General features: G+C 67.9%; 19 protein-coding genes. 16 read left to right on the top strand and 3 right to left on the bottom strand.

What is annotated here, in order from left to right; all coding sequences use genetic code 11:
• The first annotated feature begins 49 nt into the window (after positions 1-49).
• A complete protein-coding gene (locus tag KR546_RS10500; protein ID WP_238444660.1) occupies positions 50-1222 on the top strand; it encodes a hypothetical protein in 1173 nt (390 codons plus the stop codon).
• Here the strand turns inward: KR546_RS10500 and KR546_RS10505 are convergent.
• Positions 1188-2411, bottom strand: coding sequence for a glycosyltransferase family 87 protein (locus KR546_RS10505; protein ID WP_238444661.1), 1224 nt, complete (start codon positions 2409-2411; stop codon positions 1188-1190). The two genes, KR546_RS10500 and KR546_RS10505, sit on opposite strands and share 35 nt — an antisense overlap.
• Before the next feature lie 305 nt (positions 2412-2716).
• Here KR546_RS10505 and KR546_RS10510 point away from each other — a divergent pair, with 305 nt between their 5' ends.
• From KR546_RS10510 to KR546_RS10530, 5 genes are all read left to right on the top strand, one after another.
• Positions 2717-3229 carry a TadE/TadG family type IV pilus assembly protein gene (locus KR546_RS10510; protein ID WP_238444662.1) on the top strand — a complete coding sequence of 171 codons (513 nt, stop codon included), beginning with the start codon at positions 2717-2719 and terminating at the stop codon, positions 3227-3229.
• A 5-nt stretch (positions 3230-3234) separates the two neighbouring features.
• The gene (locus KR546_RS10515) at positions 3235-3771 is read left to right on the top strand and encodes a TadE/TadG family type IV pilus assembly protein (protein ID WP_274387936.1); all 537 of its coding nucleotides are present in this window, start codon (positions 3235-3237) and stop codon (positions 3769-3771) included.
• Positions 3756-5102, top strand: coding sequence for a pilus assembly protein TadG-related protein (locus KR546_RS10520; protein ID WP_238444664.1), 1347 nt, complete (start codon positions 3756-3758; stop codon positions 5100-5102). Before KR546_RS10515 ends, KR546_RS10520 begins: the two co-directional genes overlap by 16 nt.
• Positions 5103-5367: 265 nt before the next feature.
• The gene (locus tag KR546_RS10525) at positions 5368-6513 is read left to right on the top strand and encodes a pilus assembly protein TadG-related protein (RefSeq protein ID WP_238444665.1); all 1146 of its coding nucleotides are present in this window, start codon (positions 5368-5370) and stop codon (positions 6511-6513) included.
• A gap of 212 nt (positions 6514-6725) precedes the next feature.
• Positions 6726-7949: a hypothetical protein gene (locus KR546_RS10530; protein WP_238444666.1), complete on the top strand. Its 1224-nt coding sequence runs from the start codon at positions 6726-6728 to the stop codon at positions 7947-7949.
• 24 nt (positions 7950-7973) lie between these two features.
• On the opposite strand, the gene KR546_RS10535 is transcribed toward KR546_RS10530, so the two are convergent.
• Complete coding sequence (locus tag KR546_RS10535) at positions 7974-9104, bottom strand: glycosyltransferase family 4 protein (RefSeq protein ID WP_238444667.1); 1131 nt, start codon at positions 9102-9104, stop codon at positions 7974-7976.
• Between the two features lie 32 nt (positions 9105-9136).
• Here KR546_RS10535 and KR546_RS10540 point away from each other — a divergent pair, with 32 nt between their 5' ends.
• The 9 genes from KR546_RS10540 to rfbD all read left to right on the top strand — a co-directional run bounded on the left by KR546_RS10540 (position 9137) and on the right by rfbD (position 18246).
• Positions 9137-10393: a polysaccharide pyruvyl transferase family protein gene (locus KR546_RS10540; protein WP_238444668.1), complete on the top strand. Its 1257-nt coding sequence runs from the start codon at positions 9137-9139 to the stop codon at positions 10391-10393.
• An 87-nt stretch (positions 10394-10480) separates the two neighbouring features.
• Positions 10481-11848, top strand: a complete 1368-nt coding sequence (locus tag KR546_RS10545; RefSeq protein ID WP_238444669.1) for a Coenzyme F420 hydrogenase/dehydrogenase, beta subunit C-terminal domain — start codon at positions 10481-10483, stop codon at positions 11846-11848.
• A 132-nt stretch (positions 11849-11980) separates the two neighbouring features.
• Positions 11981-13117, top strand: coding sequence for a glycosyltransferase (locus KR546_RS19710; RefSeq protein WP_238444670.1), 1137 nt, complete (start codon positions 11981-11983; stop codon positions 13115-13117).
• Positions 13114-13848, top strand: coding sequence for a class I SAM-dependent methyltransferase (locus KR546_RS10555; RefSeq protein ID WP_238444671.1), 735 nt, complete (start codon positions 13114-13116; stop codon positions 13846-13848). The genes KR546_RS19710 and KR546_RS10555 overlap by 4 nt, the downstream gene beginning before the upstream one ends.
• A 91-nt stretch (positions 13849-13939) precedes the next feature.
• The gene (locus KR546_RS10560; RefSeq protein WP_238444672.1) at positions 13940-14674 is read left to right on the top strand and encodes a class I SAM-dependent methyltransferase; all 735 of its coding nucleotides are present in this window, start codon (positions 13940-13942) and stop codon (positions 14672-14674) included.
• 70 nt (positions 14675-14744) lie between these two features.
• Positions 14745-15623, top strand: a complete 879-nt coding sequence (locus tag KR546_RS10565; protein WP_238444673.1) for a lysylphosphatidylglycerol synthase domain-containing protein — start codon at positions 14745-14747, stop codon at positions 15621-15623.
• 121 nt (positions 15624-15744) lie between these two features.
• Positions 15745-16287, top strand: coding sequence for a dTDP-4-dehydrorhamnose 3,5-epimerase (gene rfbC / locus KR546_RS10570; RefSeq protein ID WP_238444674.1), 543 nt, complete (start codon positions 15745-15747; stop codon positions 16285-16287).
• A gap of 52 nt (positions 16288-16339) precedes the next feature.
• Complete coding sequence (locus tag KR546_RS10575; protein ID WP_238444675.1) at positions 16340-17398, top strand: glucose-1-phosphate thymidylyltransferase; 1059 nt, start codon at positions 16340-16342, stop codon at positions 17396-17398.
• Positions 17395-18246 (top strand): dTDP-4-dehydrorhamnose reductase, encoded by an 852-nt coding sequence (gene rfbD / locus KR546_RS10580; protein WP_238444676.1) that lies wholly within the window; start codon positions 17395-17397, stop codon positions 18244-18246. Before KR546_RS10575 ends, rfbD begins: the two co-directional genes overlap by 4 nt.
• A 12-nt stretch (positions 18247-18258) precedes the next feature.
• On the opposite strand, the gene KR546_RS10585 is transcribed toward rfbD, so the two are convergent.
• Complete coding sequence (locus tag KR546_RS10585; RefSeq protein WP_238444677.1) at positions 18259-19374, bottom strand: tyrosine-type recombinase/integrase; 1116 nt, start codon at positions 19372-19374, stop codon at positions 18259-18261.
• 138 nt (positions 19375-19512) lie between these two features.
• On the opposite strand from KR546_RS10585, the gene KR546_RS19715 reads away from it, so the two are divergent.
• Positions 19513-21672, top strand: coding sequence for a fused MFS/spermidine synthase (locus KR546_RS19715; RefSeq protein WP_238444678.1), 2160 nt, complete (start codon positions 19513-19515; stop codon positions 21670-21672).
• Positions 21673-21675: the final 3 nt, after the last annotated feature.

The raw sequence follows: 21675 nt of genomic DNA on the forward strand, positions 1-21675 counted from the left end.
CGAGGCCTGGCTGGGAGGAAGAGAGCCATCGCGACGACGTTCGCGAAGGGTGTTTTTGGTTGTCTTCTTGCTGCTGGGTTGCCTCTACGCCGCGACGGCCAGCTGGACCTCTGCGACAACAGATCCCATCACCAACGCCATAACCGGTTGGTACATGGGCAACGAAGGCACGCTCGTCCTTTCTCAGCATGCGATCATGACGGACTACGTCGGTACGGCCGGTTGGGTCATCGACTCCCCGAGAGGACCGGTTTCGCAATATCCGCCGGGCGCCGCCGCTGTTGCCGGTGCCCTGTACGCCCTGTCACCGGGTGCGTTGGACACGGTGTTCGTCGGCCTTCCCACGGAAGACACAGTCATACCGATCCTGTGGCCTCCACTTTGGCCCGCGGTCCTCTCGGCGGTGCTGGTCACGGCCGCAGCGGGCGCCACGGTGGCGACAACGGTGGCTCGCTGGAGCCGGTCGGGGCTCGAGGCCGTGCTATGCGGCGTCCTGTTCGGCACCGCCACAGGGGCCTGGTCCGTAGCTTCGAATCTTCCCTGGACTCATGGCCCGGGAATGTTGATGATCGCCGTTGGTACGTGGGCAACGTCCCGCCACCGATGGTGGATTGCCGGTCTGGCCTACGGAAGTGCCGTGCTCGTGCGTCCTCATCTTGCTGTCGTGGCGGCGGTCGTCGGCATCGGGCTTGCCGTGCATCTCAGAGAATGGCGCCCAGTGATCCTGATCGGGGCACTGAGCGCGTTGGGGCTCGCTGCCCTCCTTGGCTACAACTATTGGCTCTGGAGTGCCGTGACCATGTCGGGCGGGTACGGCGGCGACTTCGCCGATTTGCTGTTGGGGAGCGGACCGGTCTGGTACCTGCGCAACGTGACGCTCGGGTTGCTGTCTCCCGTCAACGGACTCATCATCTGGGCGCCATTCCTGCTCGTTCTTGTCCCGGCTGTCTGGCGGAGCCGCCGGCAGATTCCAGGCTGGGCACTGATGTCAGCGCTGGGGGGCGTTGCCTACCTGCTCGTCCAGTGGAAGGCGAACTACTATCCCGGCGGTGATGCGTTCTTCGCCTATCGCTATCCACTGGAGGCGCTCACGGCCGCCGCGCCCGCACTGTGGTTCGGATGGGATCAGTGGGTTCGTGGGCACCGAACCCGGGAGAAAGCGTTGTTCTTGACCCTCGCCTTGGCGATCACCGGTCAGGCTGTCGGTGCGCTTCTCTCATGATTCCGGCGTCCTCATGGTTGCGGTCGGTTTGCTGCTGGACTGCCCAGAGCCACAGACACACGACTAGAAGTACCCCTGCCACACGGAGCGGCGGCACGTAGACGAGGAGCCAGAACGGCGCAAGAGACCAGCCGAGGATTGCTGCTGGAAGCCCCTGACGGAGACGAAGGGCGAGGTATCCCCCGAGAACGGGGACCAGGGTTGCCGCCTCGTAGGCGAAGGCATGAGGCGCCGTCAGGAGCAGCGCCGCGCAGGACAACGGCAGCAGGATCTCGACGTCCGAGAAGCGACGGCCGACCCAGACCGCGCCAAGGCCAATACCGACGCCAACGGCCAGGGCGACAACGAGACCGGCTGTTCCGCCGATCCCGATGCGTGTCCAATGCACCGGAGAGATTGTGCGCTCGAGATGTGCGACCGCGTTCTGTGCGTCGGTGAACGTGACCACGTCTTGCCACCATGTCTGCAACCACTCCGCCCCAAAGAGTGGCACTGACACGATCCATAGGAACGCCCCGCCCAAGGCGGCTGCCGTGGCCGTGCGCCAGCGACCCACGGCCGCAAGCAGTGCGATCAGGGGCACGGCGAACTGCGGCTTGAACCATGTTCCGGCCAGGATCGCCCCTGCGATCCACGGCTGCCCACGTTGCAGCTGGCGGAATCCTAGCCCCATGAACCACAGCCTGAGCGTGGCATTCTGAGCTGCGATCACCGAGTCAAAGGTGGGTGCAAAGGTCAGTGCACCGAGAATCCCGACGACCTGCCAACGCTCAGGGACAGCCAGGACGTCCATGGCCGCTCTCGTCCCGTACGCGGCAGCCAGGACGAGCACTGCCATCCACAGGACATAGCTGGCGGTGAACGGCAGGAGGCTGAGGGGGACGAAGATCACGGCGAAGATCGGGGGGTTCGCGAAGGGGAAGAAGCCGCCATCCATGTAGGAGGCCATCGCGGCCGACTGCGCCCCGAGGTCAAGCAGGAGTCGAGGATCTTCGCGGATCAGGCGACCTGCTGACCAGAAGGTCGCCCAGTCGCCACCGAATCGCACTCCGCCGTAGCCACTCGTGCCGTCGGATGACAGGACGAAGAATGCGAGGGCGACCACCAGTGCCGCCGACACCGCCACGCCGAACCGGGTCAGCCGCGCACGTGTCGCCCACTCCACCACTCTGGTGTGCAAGGTGGTCATCGCGATCAGCCTGGGGGTGCGTTGCGGCCACAGACAAGAGTTGACCGGCGGCGGGAGTTTCCCCCGAAATCCCGCTGCCGGTCAACGTAGGCCAAGGTGGTGGGGTCGCACTCACCATGACGTCTGCGACGTTACGTGGAAGTCCGAGCGATCGTCCGGGACCGAGGTCCCGATCCGGCCCGACTTCCGTCACGAAAGCTGTTCAGGCGCATTTGTTCCGAGTTCCAATGGTTGTGGGCTTCACGCTCCGTCCTGTAATCTTGATCACGCGTCACCGCAGTTGGCGGCCGCCCGGGGAGCTGCGCGTGACAGATCGAACATGTCTGGGGGAGCAGGTGGAGGCAGAGCACGATGGGCTTCGGCGGGCGCTGGCGGATCAGGACGGTGCATCAGCTGTCGAGTTCGCCATCATCGCACCGGTCCTCTTCATGCTGATATTCGGGATCATCCAGTTCGGCATCTTCTTCGCCCAAGACCTGGCACTGAGCAACGGGGCTCGTCAGGCTGCCCGGGAAGCTGCTGTCCCTGCGCCCGGCGACTGTGCTGCAATCTGGGCCGAGGCGCGGCAGGGGTCCATCGGAATCGCACTCGATCGGACCAGTCCGTCCTTCGACGTGGACGTTGCAGTCGAGGGTGTGGCCGGCTCCGATTTGTGCCCGACGGACGCCACCGTGAAGGTGCCGTGCGAAGGTTCACCCGACGCGGCCGAGGTCAAGGTAACGATCCGGTACGTCGCCACGCTGGCAATACCGTTGGCAGGTGACTTCGGCGGCATCACGCTCGAGCGCGAGGGGAACTACCGATGCGAGTTCAACTGAGTCGCATGTGTCGTCACGTCCGTCCCGATCACGGTGCCGCCGCCGTCGAGATGGCCCTCATGTTGTTCATCCTTGTTCCGCTGGCCTTCGGGGTGATCCAGTTCGGCATCATCTTCGCCCAGGATCTGGGGATGGGGAACGGTGCGCGAGAAGGCGCTCGGTACGGGGCGACGGACTCGCTGTTGGCCTGCAACGACGGTTCGTCCGGCGACCTTGTCAGCCGGGTTCGGGAGGCCTCGGACACCGTCATGCTGGACACCAGCCGCAGTGACGCCGACGCGACCAACATTGACATCACGATCTCCGTCCATGTCGGAGACTTCGTCGATGCTGATACGGCAAGGGCATCTACCCCCGTCTGCACGAACACGTCCACGCCACCGGCCAGTTATGAAGAACCAGCCTGTGATGGAGCCAACATCGGTGAAGACCGCATCTACGTCTTCACGTCCTACCAACGCGGCCTGTCGATACCCCTTGGGCCGGTGCAACCAGATTTTGAAGTCAACGGCGTGGGAGTGTTCGTATGCGAGTACAGCTGATCGAATCAGATCCTGGTCGCGAAGATGGGGCAGTTGCGATCGTCGTTGCGGTCTCCCTCATCGTCCTGCTCGGTCTTGCCGCCTTCGCCGTGGACTTCGGCCTTGCTTACAGCAACAAGCGGCAGGTCCAGACCTCGGCGGACGCGGCCGCCCTGGCGGCGGCAGGCACGCTGGCGGACGAATCCGTGAGTTGCGTAGGTGTTGCGGAGGGTGACCCGCCGGCGGCACTGGATCCTTCGCGGCCGTTGGCCACCTTGATGACCGAGGCAGAGACAGCAGGGACGAACCTGACGGACGAGAACCACTACTTCGCGGACTATGTACCTGCCAGCATGGAGTTCACCTGCGAAGGCGGTGCCATCAACGTGTCCTGGACCAACGAATCGGTCTCCGATGTGAGCCTGGGAAGCGTTCTCGGCGGAGATGAGATCGAGGTCAACCGGTCCGCCGTGGCGGCACTGGACGTGCCACCAGGCGTCGCCTCAGGGTTGCGTCCGTTCCCGTTCTGCTCCAAGTACCTGCCCCAGAACTTCGATCCCTCGTTCTCGAGCTATCCGAGCAAGGTCTACCGAGTTGAGGGTCCGAACACGAAGGGCAACGATCCGAAGCCGGAGGACCCGGCAGATGACGTGGTCAAGGGCGACCCTGGTTGCCCCAAGCCCGGCGGAAACTGGTACCACGCGAACTGTCCCGAGACAGCCAACAACGGCGTTCCTCAGTTGCAGGAGGCCATCATGGAAGGCTGCAAGGGGGCCGTGAAGGAGGTCGACAGGACCGCGTATTCGGCCGGCCCGCCCGTCAACGGAGTTGAACTGATCGCTGCCGGATGCCCGCCCAATGATCCGCCAGATCTCGCCGTGCCGGATGATTGCCTGAAGGCCGACCCCGGGAACTTCAACCCGAGCTTGGCTGAGAAGTGGGAGGAGGTCATGCAAGCCAGGGAGCCGATCCCGATCCCGGTCTTCTGTGGCACGCCGCCCTGTGGCACACCTGGCGTTGTGATGGATGGCGGAGGAAACACGGTCGAGTACCCCGTCTATCGCATCATGAACGTCCAGATCTGTGGGTATTTCTTCGGCAAGGGCGACAAGAAGAGCGGCCAGATCACGGACGGCCTGTGCGCTGAGTCGAACATGCCGTCCGGGGCGACGGATCCGTTCGGCCGGACGTTGCCGTACACGGTGAAGGATCCCAAGGACACCAACCAGACGAACTACTTCTTGGTCGTGTACACGAGTGCTCAAACCGCGCCTGTTTTCGGGGACTCCACGTGCACCATCGGCGACGTGTCGTGCGACGGTGGGCTTCGACGGACGATCCTCGTCGAGTAGACGGGTCGTCGACGTTGTTGCCCTAGGGGCCCGGGCCAGGTTGGCCTGGGCCCGGTTTCTTGATGCAAGGATGTCCAGATCACACTTGCTCGTCGAGGCCGAAGCCCCCACGCATCGCCACGTATCACGTATGACTCAAGTCCCTCTCGACTGGGGACCAGGGCCTGCGGCACGTGGTGCCCGGCGGGCTAGAGTGTGGCTAGCACGGTGATCGACGACCGGGTAGACCGAAGGTCTACCCGGTGTTGAGCAAGAGGGACTCAGCATGAGGATCTGCCGCGACGCGACGAGACAGGAGGATGGCGCGGTCGCCATCATCGTCGCGGTGTGTCTGATTGTGCTTCTCGGGATATCTGCCTTCGTGGTGGACTTCGGGCTGGCCTACACCAACCGACGCCAACTCCAGACTGCAGCCGATGCCGCGGCGCTTGCTGGCGCCCTTGTCTACGAGGGGGAGCCCGGAAGTTGCATCGATCTCGTCACCGATCCCTCTCTTCGGGGCCAGGCATATGCCCGGGCGACCACACTCATGCGCGAGAACCACGCGGAGGCGACCGGCCCGGATCCAACCAGCTGGACGGCGACCTGTACGCCGGCCGGCCGCGTCTCCGTGCCCTGGTCGGTCGATGACCCCGTTGAGAGCGGCTTGAGCGGTGTGTTCGGGGTCACCCAGGTCGACACAAATGCGAGCGCGACCGCCTCGATCCCGAAGGGTCCCATCAATTCGACAGGTCTCCGACCGTATGCCGTCTGCTCCTCGGAGCTCCCAGCTGCATTGCCGAGCGCAGCCCTCCGGGTCAACTTCGAGGGGCATGCCAAGGGCAACGAGTGTGATGGACCGGCGGGCAACTGGCGACAGATGGACTGTCCGAACCAAGAACCCAAGAAGTTGGATGACGCCACGGCGTTTGGCTGTACCCGTGGTGTCACGATCGTGCCTGACCAAGAATCGCCTGGCGACCTGAACCTGCGCGACACCTTGCTGGCTGCATGCCCACCAGATGACACGGATGGCGACGACTGTCTGAGTGGAAACACCGGGAATGACTTCACCAGCAACCCGGTGATCACGGCGTGGGACGGTCTGTTGGGGCAGACCATCCAGGTACCCGTCGTGTGCGGCGCTACCGCGTGCCCGAGTGAGGCGGCCTTCATCAATGTTGGCACCAAGGCGCAACTTCCCGTGCACCGCATCGTCGAGGTGGTCGTTTGCGGCTATCACTGGCAGAAGAACAAGGCCCGGTCGGTGGGCACCGGCCAGTGTTCTGCCAGCACCTACCGGCCAGGGGGTGCGGATGACGTGGACAAGGACAAGACTCAGGACCAGTACCTCGTGTTCGTCTTCAAGGACGTCATCGGCGACGAGGACGGCGGCGCCGAAGGTGGAGATGGTGTCGCCCTGATTGAGTGAGGCCTTGACGAACTCCTCGAGGCCGATGTTGACCCTCGGGCGCTCGACACCAGGCGAGACTCCCAGGAGCCTGCTGTCCACATCTCGAGCCACGACACGAGCTTGGGGGCCACGGCGGCTCGGTGATAGCTCGCCGACCCCAACGCATCGCGCGTGATGGCTGGTACTACGCTCTCGCCGTTATTGATTGTCCAGTCAGGGGAGGGTGGTTCGTGCGCCAAGTCGAGCTCTCGCTCTCGCCGCTCGCGCTTGTCCTGGTCGTCACCGGCCTGCTGGGACTGATCTACGGCGCGACGGCGACGTGGGGGTTGCCGTACCACGCCGATCCGACGACCAATGCGGTTGCCGGGTGGTATCTCGGTCGAACCGGCGACCCGATCGCCAGTCAGCATGAGATGCTGGTCGACACGGACCGCCTCTACTACGTCATGTGGATCGAGGGCTCGCCTCGCGGTCCTGTGCCTCGGTACCCCCCTGGGTCAGCCCTGACCATCGCTCCGTTCTACACCGTCTTCGGAGGAGAATTGCGGCCTGTCACGGTCGTAGAGTCTGGCGGCGGGCCGACCGACCCTGTGACGGTGCCACTACCTCCCCTGTGGCCAGCGACGTTGGCCGCTGTCATCACCACAGCACTTGCATGCGGGCTGTTGTCGTTGTCGATCACAGCCCTAGGTGCTGACTCGCTCACCGCCCTGGGCGTTGGCCTTGCCACGGGACTCGCAACCGGCGCCTGGTCTGTCGCATCGAACATGCCTTGGATGCACGGGCCGGCGATGCTTGCGGTATCCACGGCCTTGGTCTTGTCTTCCCGACGTCGCTGGTTCGGTGCCGGCTTGAGTCTGGGGTTCGGAATCCTGATACGGCCTCTCGTGGCCCTCGTGGCCGCGGCCGTCGGCACTTGGATCGGTGTGAGAGAGCGTTCTTGGCCCGCATTCTTCGGGATAGCGGCGGGTTCCATGCTTGGTGTGGTGCTGCTGCTCGGATACGACAAGTACGTCTTTGACGTGTGGTCGATCTCCTCGGGCTACGACAGGCCGCTTGGCCTGACCAGCGGATGGTCCATGCAGCGGACTGTCACGAATGTGTTGCTCGGCTTGTTCCACTGGCGCTATGGACTCCTCATCTGGGCACCCTTCCTGGTGCTGTTGGTGCCGGCGGCAGTTCGAGCGCGAAGGTGGATGCCCTCATGGGTCTCCGGGGCGGCCCTGGGCGGGATCATCTACGTGCTTGCCACTTGGCGCCTGAACCGCGCCAGCGGCGGCGAAGGGTATTTCGGCTATCGGTACCCGATCGAGGCTCTGGTGGCGATGGCGCCGGCCCTATGGCTCGGACTTGACCGACTGGCTCGGGACGGACTCGTGCGGTGGCACTGGTGGGCGGTGGCCTCCATCGGGTTGGCCACGATGGGACAGGCGATCGGCGCCATCGCGACGTGACAGCCTGCGACCCGAGGCAGCGATTCAACAGGGACCAAGTACCGGGTTCGTGAAACCCTGGAAGGTGAACGACTTGCTGCGAAGAATTACGGCAGCCCCCATGGCTCGTGCGGCGTCGGGCGTCACGTTCTCATCGAGCAGGCGGGCGAGCTCCGCGCTATCACCGGCGGGGAAGGTCCAGCCGGTGTGGCCGGGCGTGACGTACTCGTTCAGGCCGGGAAGGTCTGAGGCCACGACCGGGGTGCCGAAGTGCCACCCCTGCGCCAACACGCCTGATCCCGTGACCTCGTGGTAGGGGAGGAGCACAACGTCGGCCCGCTCGAAGTGCTGCGCGACGACGTCGTTGGGGACGTAGGCGTCGACGATCTCGACGCGGTCCCGGACCCGTGGGTCCTCCAGCTGCGCACGCAATTCGGGCTGGGGTGACCACCACTCGCCGACTACACGCAGGTACCAGTCGTCACGCTCGAGCAGGTGGATCGCCTCGGCCACGGTGTCCAGGCCCTTGTACGGCCGCACCAGTCCAAAGAACAGCATCTCCAGGCCGCCACGTCGCTCCAACGGCTCCCCGTCGGACGTGGCGAAGTCGTAGACCGGGTGCGGGTGCACGGTCACGGGCTGGGTGAAACCCATGCCGACCAGTTCGTCGGCCATCGTCTGGCTGTGCACCACGAAGCGGTCGGCGTGCTGCAACTGCCGCTCGACCAAGAGCTGCTGCCACGCCGCGGTGTCGTGGTCGGCGGCGTTGTGCACGACCGCCACGACCTCGATGTCCGCCGCACGGATCGCTCGCGCCACGCTCGCCAGCGCAGGGGCGACGAAGAACGTCCAGGCCGGGATCACGACCAGGTCGGGGCGTGCCTGAATCACCAACGTCGCCGCGGTGTCCCAGCTGACCGGGTCCAACGTGTCGAGGACCTCGCGTGGGGTCACCGCGATCGCCGGGGCAGCCCCCGCGTCACGATCGCGCTCCCCGGGGAACAGCATCCGGGGGAACAGCCGTCGGAACGACACGACCCGGACCTCGACGTCGTCGCGCTCGTCCAGGGCGTTGACCAGCTCGGTCGTGTGGTTCGCGACACCACTGCGGATCGGGCTGACCGGCCCGACGACCACCACGCGGCGGACGTCGTCGTTGGTGGGGGACGGGCTCACCGGGCTCAGGGCCCTCCGGGTAGGTTGCACGCATGCTGAAACTTCTCCAGACCGGAACGTACTCGTCGTGGAACAAGGGCGACGCAGCCATGCAGCTGTCGCTGCGTCAGCTGGTGCGACATCGCTGGCCGGACAGCCGAGTCACGATCTCCGCCCCGTTCCCCGACCACGACGTCGCGCTGTACGGCGACGACGCCGTCGTGTCGTCCGGTCGCCGGAGTGCCACGCGGATCCTCGCCCAGTTCGCCCGCGTCGCTGCCTGGCGCGTGATGCGTGACCGCGATCCCGAACGCGCCGAGGCGATCCTCGCCGCCGACGAGGAGCTGGCCGCGATGGCCGAGGCGGACGTGGTCGTCGACCTCAGCGGGGACATGCTGACCGACGACTACGGCCCGCACGTCGCGCTGTCGCACTACCACCCGCTGATCCTCGCCCACGCGCTCGAACGCCCGGTCTACGTCTGTGCCCAGTCCATCGGCCCGTTCCGCCAGACCGGTCCGCTCGCCAGGTTCCTGCTGCAGCGCTGCGCGGCGATCACCGTCCGTGACGCGCTGTCGCTGGACAACCTGGCCGACATCGACCTGCAGACGCCCACGCCGCGGCAGAGCGCGGACCTCGCCTTCCTGCTCGAGCCGGTCGACGACGACCGGGTCCGGGAGCTGTGGCAGCGTGCCGGCCGTGACCCGGACGGTCCCGCGCCACTGGGCGTGTCGGTCAGCGGCATCGTCCAGCAGCGCCACGACGGTGCCCGCGACGCCGACCAGCCGGCGTTCGCCGAGACCATGGCCGCCGCGCTGGACGAGGTCGCCGCCCGGTGGGACGTCCCGGTGGTGTTCGTCTCGCACGTGACCGGCCCGACCGAGGACAAGGACGACCGCGTCATCAGCCGCGAGGTCGCGTCGCACATGTCCGCCGAGGTGACCGTCGTCACCGACGACCTGCGGCCCGACGAGGTCAAGGGGCTGATCGGCACGTGCCGCGCCTTCATCGGCGCCCGGATGCACGCCAACATCGCCGCCCTGTCCACCGGGGTCCCGATCGTCGCGCTGTCCTACAGCCACAAGACCCCGGGGATCATGGCGACGTGGGGGCTCGAGGACCGCGTGATCGACGCGGCCCACGTCGACGGACCCACCCTGACCAAGGCCCTGGACGCGCTGCTCGGATCCGAGGACGAGGTCCGCGCGACGATGGCCGCGCGTCGCGACGACGTGCTCGCCGGCAGTCGCAGCAACCTCGACGAGATCGACGCCATCCTCGCGTCCGCCCACGCCACGTCGGACACCTGAGCCGGCGACCCGGCCTCGACGACGCCGGACCCGTTGCCGTCCCAGCCGGCACGGATCCGCCCCCCCACCACCGCGAAGGTTCCTCCCGTGATCGACCCGATCCGTGACCTGACGGACGTGCTGGCCAACGACCTGTGCATCTCGTGCGGGGCGTGCGTCCATGCCGACGGGTCATTGGAGCTGCAACTCGACGACGCCAGCCAGATGTTCGTGCCCAACGGTCCGGGCAACGCCGACGCGGCGTCGATATGCCCGGCGATCCAGGTCGACTTCCCGATGCTCCACGATCAGCTGTTCCCCGACCAGGAACCCGGGCCGTTCGGGGTCGTGCATTCGGTGATGCTGGCCCAGAGCGTCGACGTCGAGCGCAACCGCTCGGCCAGCTCCGGCGGGATCATCAAGGAGGTGCTGACCGCACGCCTGCGCGACCCGGAGGTCGACGGGGCGATCGTGCTGGCCCGCGAGGAAGGCATCGAGTACCGCCCAACCCTGATCACCTCGCCGGACGAGGTCGATGACCTGCCCGGGTCGATCTACCACAACACCCCCAAGGACCGCGTGCTCGAGCTGCTCCGCGCGAACGAGGGCCGGTTCGTCGTCGTGGCGATCCCGTGCGAGCTCGAGGGCCTGTATCAGTACGTGCTGCGCCTGCAGCCCGAGCTGCTGGGACGGATCCACTCCACGATCGGGCTGCTGTGCGGGTGGCAGAACACGCGCCACGCCCTGCGGGCCATCTGTGACTTCAAGGACGTCGACTTCGACCGGCTCGAGTCCGTGTCCTACCGCGGCGGCGGACCACTGGGCGAGTTGCGACTGGGCACCGACGAGGGCGTCACGACGGTCAACCGGCGCCGCGACCTCGACCACCTGGTCGCGTTCGACCGGTCGTTCACGATGCCGCGCTGCCACCTGTGCATCAACCACAACAACTTCCTGGCCGACATCGTGGTCGGCGACGCGTGGGTGGACGAGACATCCTCGACCGAGACCGGCGTCAGCATCGTCATCAACCGGCGCGAATCCACCGACGCGCTGATGCGCCAACTGGCCGACGAGGGCCGCGTCGTGGTCGTCGACGTCGACACCGACGTGGTCGAGCGATCCCAGAAGCCACGGGTCGCGTTCGGCAACTTCTCCTACGCCTACGCCGACTTCCTGCGTGACCGGGGGGTCCCGGCGCCGTTGATGGACGGCCCGAACCGCCCGGTCGCAGAACTGGTCGACCGCGACGAGGTCGAGCGGTTCCACACCGAGTTCGAGGCGAAGCGACGCCTGCAGCGCCAGCGCCGCTACGGCTGGCTGCGGATCCGCAAGGTGACCAAGGAGCTGCGTCGGTTCATCGGCAACTCCCAGGAACTCAAGCGGATCCGTCGGCGCTGGGCGCGCCGACTGGGCCTGGCGCGCGACGCCGACCCGGTCATCGAGGAGCGCGAGTCGACGCTCCCGTTCCGCTAGGGCTTCGCGTCGCCGGGCGATCCCGTGGGCCCGGGCCGTCGGGGGTCCAACCCCACCGTCCTTCGTCGAGACACTCGCAACGTGAGGCTACGCTCGGCGACTGTCACCGCTTTCCGCCACACGGAGGAACACGTGCCCCGACGACCTCGCTCGGCGCGCACCGCGTCGGTCGTCGTCGACGACCGACGGGACGTCTTGTTCTTCGGCACCTACGACGTGGACCGCCATCCCCGGGTCGGGGTCATGATGGCGGGACTAGCCGAGCGTGGCTGGTCGGTGTCGGAACTGAACGCCCCGCTCGACCTGTCCACCTCGGGTCGGGTCGAGATCATGAAGCGACCCTGGAAGGCCGTTCCGGCCGTGTGGGAGATGCTGACCTGCTGGCGCGACCTCGTCCGCGGACGTCACGACATGCCGGATCCCGACGTCGTCGTGGTGGGCTACTTCGGCTACCTCGACGTCCACCTCGCCAAACTGCTGTTCCCCGACGCCCTGGTCGTCCTGGACGACACGGCCCCGCTGGTCGACACGGTCGTGGACCGCAGCCTCGACGCCGGGCCCGCCTCGTCGGTGGTCGGGCTGGTCGAGCGAGCGGCGATCGGACGGTCGGACCTCGTCGTTGCCGACACCCTCGAGCACCTCCGGACCGACACCGCGTCCGTGGTCGTCAGCGTCGGTGCCGACGACGCGTGGTTCGACGCCGCCACCGACAGCCGCGACGACGGCCCGATGCGGGTCGTCTTCTACGGCCTGTTCACCCCCTTGCACGGCACCCGGGTCATCGCCCAGGCCATCACCCGTGTCACCGAGGACATGTCATTCACGCTGGTCGGCCACGGGCAGGAGTTGGACGCCGTGCTCGACCTGGTCGGGGAGCGCCCCGAGGTCGAACACGTGGCGTGGGTCGACATGTCCGGGCTGCCCGACCTCGTGGGCCGCCACGACGTCTGCCTCGGCATCTTCGGCACGACGCCCAAGGCCCAGCGCGTCGTGCCCAACAAGGTCGTGCAGGGCATGGCCGCCGGGTGTGTCATGGTCACCAGCGACACGCCGCCCCAGCGTCGCATGGTCGCCGACGGCGCGATCCTGGTCGAGCCGGGCGACCCCGATGCCCTGGCCCGCGCCCTGGACGAACTTGCGCGCGACCCCGAGGCGCGAGCGACGCACCGGGCGCGTGCCGCCACGGTCGCCCGTGACCGGTTCCGCCCCACCCCCGTGACCGAGGAACTCGACGTGACACTGCACCACCTGCTGGGTCGGGCACCGTGAGCGCCCTGACGCCTGACCTCGATCCTCCGCTGACCTTCGGTGGCTGGCTGCGCCACGACACGATCGTGGAGGCGCTGGCCGGCCTGCCCGCCGACGGACGCGTGCTGGAGATCGGCCCGGGCCTCGGCGCGATGGGAACCCGCATCGCCGAGCGCCACCCCTACCTCGGCGTCGAGCGCGACGCGGAGTCGCGTGCGGTCGCGGCGCAACGAGTCGAACCCCACGGCGGCCGGGTCGTCGCATCGCTCGACGAGGTCGAGGGGAACTTCCAGGTCGTCTGTGCCTTCGAAGTGCTCGAGCACATCGAGGACGATCGGGAGGCACTGGCAACGTGGGTGGAGCGGCTCGCGCGGCCCGGACGCGCGATCTTCAGCACGCCGGCGGGCCCGGATCGCATGGGTCCCTGGGACGTCGTCGCCGGCCACCACCGACGCTATTCGCCGGAGACGATGTGGCAGCTGCTGGAGTCCGTTGGGCTGGAAGTCGAGACGATCCGACTCCTGGGGTGGCCCGTCGGGTACGTCAGCGAATGGGTCCGCAACCGTGTCGCCCAACCCGAGTCGGCCGCCGACATCACGACCCAGACCCACGAGTCCGGCCGCCTGCTGCAACCGAACTCCGCCAGCGGCTGGCTGACGTGGGGCCTGTCCGTGCCCCAGCGCGTGGTCACCGACGTTCTTCGCCCCCGCCGCCTGGGGACGGGGCTCGTGGCCGTGGCCCGCCGCCGATGACGCCTCATCCTCGCCCGGCCGCTGAACGGGATGCCCGACCCAGAGGTAGCGTCTCGACCGGCCGCGACGACCGTCCACCGATGGCCCTCCCATGACCCGCATCGACACGACGATCACGCCACCGCTGACGCTTGGTGGGTGGTTGCGCCACGACAGCATCATGGATGCCCTCGAAGGGCTGCCTCCGACCGGACGCGTCCTGGAGTTCGGCCCGGGCCTGGGGGCAATGGCAGAGCGCATCGCCAGCCGCCACCCGTACGTCGGGGTCGAGACCGACCCCGCGTCACGCGAGGTCGCCGCCGCACGGGTGGCGCCCCATGGCGGTGAGGTCCACGCGTCCCTCGACGACGTCGAGGGCACGTTCGAGGTGATCTGTGCGTTCGAGGTCCTCGAGCACGTCGAGGACGACCGGGGCGTCCTGGCGTCGTGGCTGGACCACCTGGCGCGACCGGGACGCGTCGTGTTCAGTACGCCTGCCGGTCCGGACCGCATGGGACCGTGGGACCACGCGGTGGGCCACTTCCGTCGCTACTCGCCCGAGAGCATGAGGAACCTGCTCGAATCGGTCGGCCTGGAGGTCGAGACGGTCCGGATGCTCGGCTTCCCGCTCGGCAACGCACGGGACGCGGTGCGCAACCGGATCGACCCGCCCGACCTGGGCGAGGACATGTCCGACCGGACTGGCCACTCCGGCCGCCTCCTCCAGCCGCCGGACACGCGTGGATGGCTGACCTGGGCCATCGTCGCCCCGCAGCGGGTCCTGACACGGGCACTGCCGGCGACCCGGCTCGGGACGGACCTCGTGGCGGTCGCGAAGCGCACATGACGCCACGCCGATCGGGGACCCGTGCCGCCGTCGACGCGGTCGGCGTTCGAGGGCACCTGACGACCGCATCGTGAGGGATCGCCTCCTGCGGTGGATACCCGGTGTCCTGACCGTCGCCGGCCTCGCCTGGATGGCCTGGGCACTGCGCGATGGCTGGCAGGACCTCTCCCTGTCCGCATTGCCGAGCCCGCCTGCCCTGGTGTTCCTGCTGGTGCTCGTCGGCGTGTCCATGCTGTGCGCCTACACGGCCTGGATGACGTTGCTCCGCGAGCGCCACACGCGACGATCCCTGCGCAACTTCATGGTGGCGCAGGTGGCGAAGTACGTGCCCGGGGGGATCTGGCAGGGGGTCGGCCAGGTGACGGGCCATGCGCGCGATTCCGGCAGGTCCGTCACGGCGACTTCGGTCGCCTACCTGCTGCAGGCCCTGACGCAACTGGCGTCGACCTCGGTCTTCGCCATGGCGCTGATCGTGTCGGGGACCCCGGCGACCGTGCTGGAGTGGGCGGCGACGATCGGCATCTCGGCCACCGCGTTGCTGCTGTACCGACCCGGCATGGCGTGGGCCTGGAGCATGATCCGTCGGTGGCGCTCGTCGATCCCCGACGACGCCGGGATCCCGCCCCAGCGAGTCATCCTGCGGGCCGCAGGCCTGGGAGTCGCCGCCATCGGGCTCCAAGGGTGGGCGTTCGCCGGGTTCCTCGGGGGCAGCGGCGTGCCGGAGGACCTCTCGGTGGTGGCCGTCTACGCGGTCGCCTGGGCCGTGGGCTTCGCGGCGCTGCCGCTCCCGGCGGGCCTCGGTGTCCGCGAGTTGCTGCTCGTCGCCATGCTCCCCGGGGTCGGCACTGCCCAGGTTGTGGCTGCGTCCGTGGCGCTGCGGGTGGCGCAGATCGTGGTGGAGGTGGTCGTGGTGGGTGTCGCCGTCGCCTGGGACCGCAGGCGCCCGTGATGCACCCCGTCACGACCTCCGTCGATCGGGCCGGCAGACCCTGCGTCCGGTGCGCCCGGACGGGTCGACGTGCCGGTGACGTCGGTAGCCTGCGCTCGGGCCAACCCCCGGAGGTCGTCACGTGCCACGCGTCGAGCAGCTGGACGGCGTGGCCGTGCTCGAACCCGACGTGTTCGCCGACGACCGTGGGTACTTCCTGGAGAGCTGGAACGCGCGCAGCTTCGTCGAACTGGTCGGCGAGGACGTGACGTTCGTGCAGGACAACCACTCGCACTCGGCGACCGGGGTCCTGCGCGGGCTGCACCACCAGGTGCCACCGTCGGCCCAGGGCAAGCTCGTCCGTTGTGTCCGCGGTCGGGTGTGGGACGTCGCCGTCGACGTCCGTCGGGACTCGCCCACGCTCGGTGACTGGGTCGCCGAGGAGCTGTCCGAGCACAACCAGCGCCAGCTGTGGATCTCGACCGGGTTCGCCCACGGGTTCCTCGTGCTGGAGGGCCCCGCCGACGTCCTCTACAAGGCGACCGACTTCTACGACCCCGTCAGCGAGCGCTCGATCGCGTGGGACGACCCACGGCTGGCCATCGACTGGCCCCTGGACACCGAACCGGTGCTGTCGGCCAAGGACGCGGCGGCACCGCGGTTCGACCCGGCGGACCTGCCATGAGCGGCGCGCCGTGGGTGCACCTGCCCGGGCTCGACCGGACGGAGGAGTGTCGATGAAGGGCGTCATGCTGGCCGGGGGCTCCGGCACGCGGCTGCGGCCGATCACGCACTCGATGGCCAAGCAGCTGGTGCCGGTCGCCAACCGCCCGATCCTGCACTACGGGCTGGCCCACATGGCCGAGGCCGGGATCGACGAGGTCTGCATCATCATCTCGCCGGAGACCGGGGACGACATCCGCCGGTCGGTCGGCGACGGTGCGGCGTTCGGGCTGGAGGTGACCTACGTCGTCCAGGACGCTCCGCGTGGCCTGGCCCACGCGCTGGCGTGTGCGATGCCGTGGGCCGACGGCGACGACGTGCTGATGTACCTGGGGGACAACCTGGTGCGCGACGGCCTGGTCGACATCGTCGCGGACTTCTCGACGTCACGACCGAACTGCCAGATCCTGCTGACCCGCGTGGACGACCCGTCCTCCTTCGGCGTGGCCGAGCTGTCGGACACCGGCGCCGTCGAGCGCCTGGTCGAGAAGCCCAGCTCGCCACGCTCGGACCTCGCCCTGGTCGGTGTCTACCTGTTCGACCAGACGATCACGGGCGCACTGGAGGAGATCCGGCCGTCGGCGCGTGCCGAGCTCGAGATCACCGACGCGATCCAGTGGTTGGTGGACGCCGGCCACCGGGTCGATGCCTCGATCGTGCGTGGGTGGTGGAAGGACACCGGGCGCAAGGAGGACCTCCTCCACGCCAACCAGCTGGTGTTGCGCGACCTGGCCGAGGACGTGCGTGGCGACGTGATCGGCGGGCAGGTCCGTGGTTCCGTCCAGGTCGACGAGGGCGCCCGTGTCGTCGACTGCGACATCACGGGGCCGGTCGTCATCGGGCGGCAGGCTGACCTTCGCCGGTGCACCATCGGACCGAACACCTCCATCGCCGCGAAGTGTCAGTTGCGTGACGCCCACGTCGAGGACTCGATCCTGATGGAGGACACGCGGGTCGACGGCTGGCGGCTGCGCTCGTCACTGCTGGGTCGCTCGACCCGGCTGGGAGGCTCCGCACCGGAGCGCTTCGTCGAGCTGACCCTGGGCGAGCACTCGCGGATCATCGGCCAGTGATCCTGCTGACCGGCGGCTCCGGGCAGCTCGGGACCGCCCTGCGTGCCGCGCTGGTCGGACGCGACGACGTCCTTGCGCCGGGCCGGACCGACCTCGACCTCTCCGACCCCGCCGGGGTCGTGGCCGTGCTGGACGACGTCCGGCCCGGCGTGGTCGTGAACGCCGGCGCATGGACCGCGGTGGACGACGCCGAGTCGCACGAACGGGCAGCGACCGTGGTCAACGGCGCGTCGGTCGCGGCCATGGCGGGATGGGCCGCCGACAACGACGCATGGCTCGTCACCTTCTCGACCGACTACGTCTTCGACGGCACCGGCGACGAGCCGTACCTGGAGGGTCACCCGACGGCATCGATCAACGCCTACGGCCGGTCGAAGGTCGTCGGCGAGGAGGCCGCGCTGGACAGTGGTTCGGCGCTGGTGGTGCGGACCTCCTGGGTGGTGTCGGAGACACACGACAACTTCGCGTCCACGATGCTGTCGCTGCTCGACCGGGGCGTCGACCCCCGCGTCGTGGACGACCAGCACGGCTGTCCGACCATCGCCACCGACCTCGCCGCGGCCGTGGTTGGACTGGTCGACGATCGTCCGGCGGGGCTGCTCCACCTCACCAACGACGGGGCGACGACGTGGTACGAGCTCGCCCGCGAGGTCGCGCGGCTCGGCGGCCACGACCCCGAACGGGTGTCGCCGTGCGGGACCGACGAGTTCCCCACGGCTGCGGCGCGACCGGCGTGGTCGGTGCTGGGGTCGCGTCGCCGTGACGAACTGGGGGTCGAGACGTTGCCGCGGTGGACGGAGTCGTTGCCGGCAGTCGTGCATGCCCAGCAGGCGCGGTCGGCTGGCTGAGTGCTGGGCGGGTCAGTCCAGCGCGTCCAGGATGCGGCGCTGGTCGCGGGCGACCTTGCGGACGTAGCGCATCGTGGTGTCCTGGCTGGCGTGGCCCAGGAACTCCTGCACCGCAGGGGTCGGGACGCCGTTCTCGACCAGCTGGACCGCGACGGTGTGGCGGAGGGCGTGGACCAGTGCGCCTGGAGTGCGCTGTTCTTCCAGTCCCGTTCGCCGGTACAGCTTCGCGATCCGGTACTGGACCTGGTTGGCGGTCAGCCGCTTGCCGTCGTTGGCGACGACCAGTGGTGCGGGTCCCTCGGTCGACGCCACGTCGGCGTAGCAATCGCTGCGCCGGTAGTCGTCCAGCGCCGCCTCGAGTGCGGTGTGGACGGCGACCTGGCGACGCTTGGAACCCTTGCCGATGATGGTCAGCGTCCGGTCGCCCGGAGGGCCGGTCAGCGAGCCGTTGTTGAGGTCCACCACCTCCGACAGGCGTGCCGCGGTGTAGAGGAAGGTCGCCACCAGCGCGACGTCGCGCTCGGGCCACGGATCGCGGTCGGGTGCCACCCGGGTGCGTGGGTCGTGCTGGCGGTCCCACAGGTCGGTGCCGGGTTCGAGGTCGTCGTCCTGTGGCAGGGGAGTGGCGGCGGCATCCAGGAGAGCCCGGCGGACGTCGTCGGCGCTGCCGGGAAGTGAACGGACATCGTCGGCCCGCCCGGTGACCGCGTCGGCGGTGGCACGGGCAGTCGCCTTGGGCACGCCGGCCATCCGGTTGCCGTCGACCACGCCGGCCTCGGTCAGGTGGTCGAACAGTCGCGACCAGGCGGAATGGGCACGTCGGGCCGACGACACCGCGTGCGTGGCCGTCCACGCCCCGAACGAGCGCCGCAGGACCGAGGCCGACAGGTCGTCGACCGTGAGCTCGTCGAGGTCCGCGTCCGTGGCCATCTCCGCGGACAGCTTCGCGAGCTCGCGACCGGTGAGACCACGCGCCTCGGACGTGGTGGCCGTGGCCGCGATGCGACCGATGCCGACGATGTCGGACTGGTAGGCCCGGACAGTGTTCTCGGACACGCCCTGCGGTTCGAGGTACTCGACCATGAAGTCGTGCAGCGCCTCCATGAGCGGCTGGTTTCCGGGTGCCACGCGATCCTCCTGCACTGGACGACGATACCCGCCGGTTTCATCCTCCCGTGGCAGGAATGGGACCCAGGTCCCGACAGGCTCTGTCCCGTCGACCCGTAGCATGCCGAGACCGGGTTCCGGCTTGGGGGTTTTTCACACGTGGTTTTCGTCTATGTGACGGCATCGTTCCTCTCTGCCGTCCTGGTGTTCTCGGTGCAGCCCCTCGCCAGCCGCATGTTGCTCCCTGACTTCGGCGGGTCCGCCGCCGTGTGGACGACGAGCGTCCTGTTCTTCCAAGTGACCCTGTTGCTCGGCTACCTCTACACGCACCTTGCAACCAACGTGCTCCGGAGGCGACCTCAGGTCATCACCCACGTCGTCCTGATCGTCCTGCCAGTGGTCGCCTTGCCGCTTGCTGTCGAGGCCACGCCGGGGGACGGCGGCACAGCCTCGATCGTGACCCGGCTCCTCGTCGGTCTGGCGTTGGGCGTCGGGCTCCCGTTTCTGCTGGTGAGCACCTCCGGACCCCTGCTGCAACGATGGTTCTCGTGGACGGACCACCCCCGCGCCGGCGACCCCTATTTCCTGTACGCCGCGAGCAATGTCGGCTCGATCCTTGGCCTCCTGACGTACCCGTTCGTGATCGAGCCGCGGCTCGATCTTCTCCAGCAGTCCCGTGCCTGGAGCGCCGGCTACCTCGCGTTGATCCTGCTGGTGTTCGCATGTGCTTGGTTGGTCATTCGGCGTCGCACCACCGTCGCGACGCCAAGTGCCTCGCCGGCGCCGCACGAGAAGGACGGACCGGATGGCGAGGGGCATGGAAGACCCCAAGGGGATGCTTGGCGTGTGGCTCGATGGGTCGGCCTCGCCTTCGTGCCATCGAGCCTGATGTTGGGGGCGACGACGTTCCTCAGCACGGACGTCGCGGCGATCCCCCTCCTTTGGGTCGTTCCTCTCGCCATCTACCTGGCGACGTTCGTCGTTGCCTTCGCGACACGCCGGCCCATCGCGCATGACGCCGCGATGCGGCTCTTCGCACCGATCACCTTGTTGGCGGCTGCTGCCTGGCTCGCCAGATGGAGCCTCCCCGTCACGATCACCCTCGTCATGGGCTCGTTCGCGGCCATCGCGATGATCTTCCACCATCGGCTGGCCGACAGTCGGCCCGATGTGGGTGGACTCACGGCGTTCTACGTGTGGATGAGTGTCGGCGGGGCACTCGGCGGCATCCTGAATGGAATCATCGCGCCTTTGCTTCTCCCGGGACCGTACGAGTTCCTCGTCGTGGGGATCGTTGCGGCCATGATCGCAGGCAAGTCCGTCAACGAGTTGTACGAGAGCCGTCCACGATGGGTGGCGCTTGCCGCGCTCGTGGGAGCTGCGGCGGCAGTGTTCGGTCTTGGATTCCTGGTCCGCGCAGGACTTGAGACCTTGGATCTCGTGCTGGTGGGTGGCGTCCTCGCCTGGTTCTCCCTTGCGCTCATTGGCCGCAGCAAGGTTGCCATGGTCGGCGCCATCCTCCTGCTGGTCGTCCCCACGACGAGTGCGTACATCCTGGGCGCGCAGCGAGCGGACAGGTCCTTCTTCGGCAGTTACCGGGTCGACACGGACATGTCGGCCCGCAGCCTTTACAGCGGAACCACAGCGCACGGAGCGCAGTTGCTCGAGCCTGAGCTGTCCACGCGGCCTGTGGGCTACTACGACCCCGAGGGCCCCGTCGGCGACTGGTTGCCCCTGGTGGGCCGGGACCGCTCGATCGGCGTCATCGGCCTTGGCGCCGGCACGGTGGCCACGTACGTCCGAGAGGGGCAGGATCTGCGCTATCACGAGATCGACGCCCTCGTCGAGGAGATCGCCCGGGAAGACTTCACCTTCCTCGAGCAGGCTCGGGGCGATGTCGAGGTGGTGATCGGCGACGGACGCCTGACGCTGCAGGACGTTCCCGACGGCGGCTATGACCTCCTCATGATCGATGCCTTCACGTCCGACTCCATTCCTGTCCACCTCCTGACCACGGAGGCGTTCGAGGTCTACGACCGAGTCATCGACGAGGACGGCGTTCTGTTGGTCCACATCTCGAATCGCTACCTCGACCTCGAGCCCGTGGTCGCAGCGGGAGCTGATGCAATCGGGATGACCGCCTGGACAAGACGCGCACCGGGCGTGGGCCCAGTCAAGAAGGCCACCATCTGGATGGCGATGACGCGGCGAGGCGAGCTTCCGGATGGGCTCCCGAACGCCGACCAGTGGGTGGAGCCCGGATCGGCCCGGGTGTCCTGGACCGATGACTTCTCGAACCTGGTGGAGGTTTGGAACTGATCG

This window comes from Salsipaludibacter albus, from assembly GCF_019798055.1.
Lineage (GTDB): Bacteria > Actinomycetota > Nitriliruptoria > Nitriliruptorales > Nitriliruptoraceae > Salsipaludibacter > Salsipaludibacter albus.

Coding starts and splice junctions, on each gene's coding strand:
- KR546_RS10505 (WP_238444661.1), bottom strand. CDS start 2,411: ATGACCACCTTGCACACCAGAGTGGTGGAGTGGGCGACACGTGCGCGG.
- KR546_RS10515 (WP_274387936.1), top strand. CDS start 3,235: ATGTGTCGTCACGTCCGTCCCGATCACGGTGCCGCCGCCGTCGAGATG.
- KR546_RS10520 (WP_238444664.1), top strand. CDS start 3,756: ATGCGAGTACAGCTGATCGAATCAGATCCTGGTCGCGAAGATGGGGCA.
- KR546_RS10525 (WP_238444665.1), top strand. CDS start 5,368: ATGAGGATCTGCCGCGACGCGACGAGACAGGAGGATGGCGCGGTCGCC.
- KR546_RS10540 (WP_238444668.1), top strand. CDS start 9,137: ATGCTGAAACTTCTCCAGACCGGAACGTACTCGTCGTGGAACAAGGGC.
- KR546_RS10560 (WP_238444672.1), top strand. CDS start 13,940: ATGACCCGCATCGACACGACGATCACGCCACCGCTGACGCTTGGTGGG.
- KR546_RS10575 (WP_238444675.1), top strand. CDS start 16,340: ATGAAGGGCGTCATGCTGGCCGGGGGCTCCGGCACGCGGCTGCGGCCG.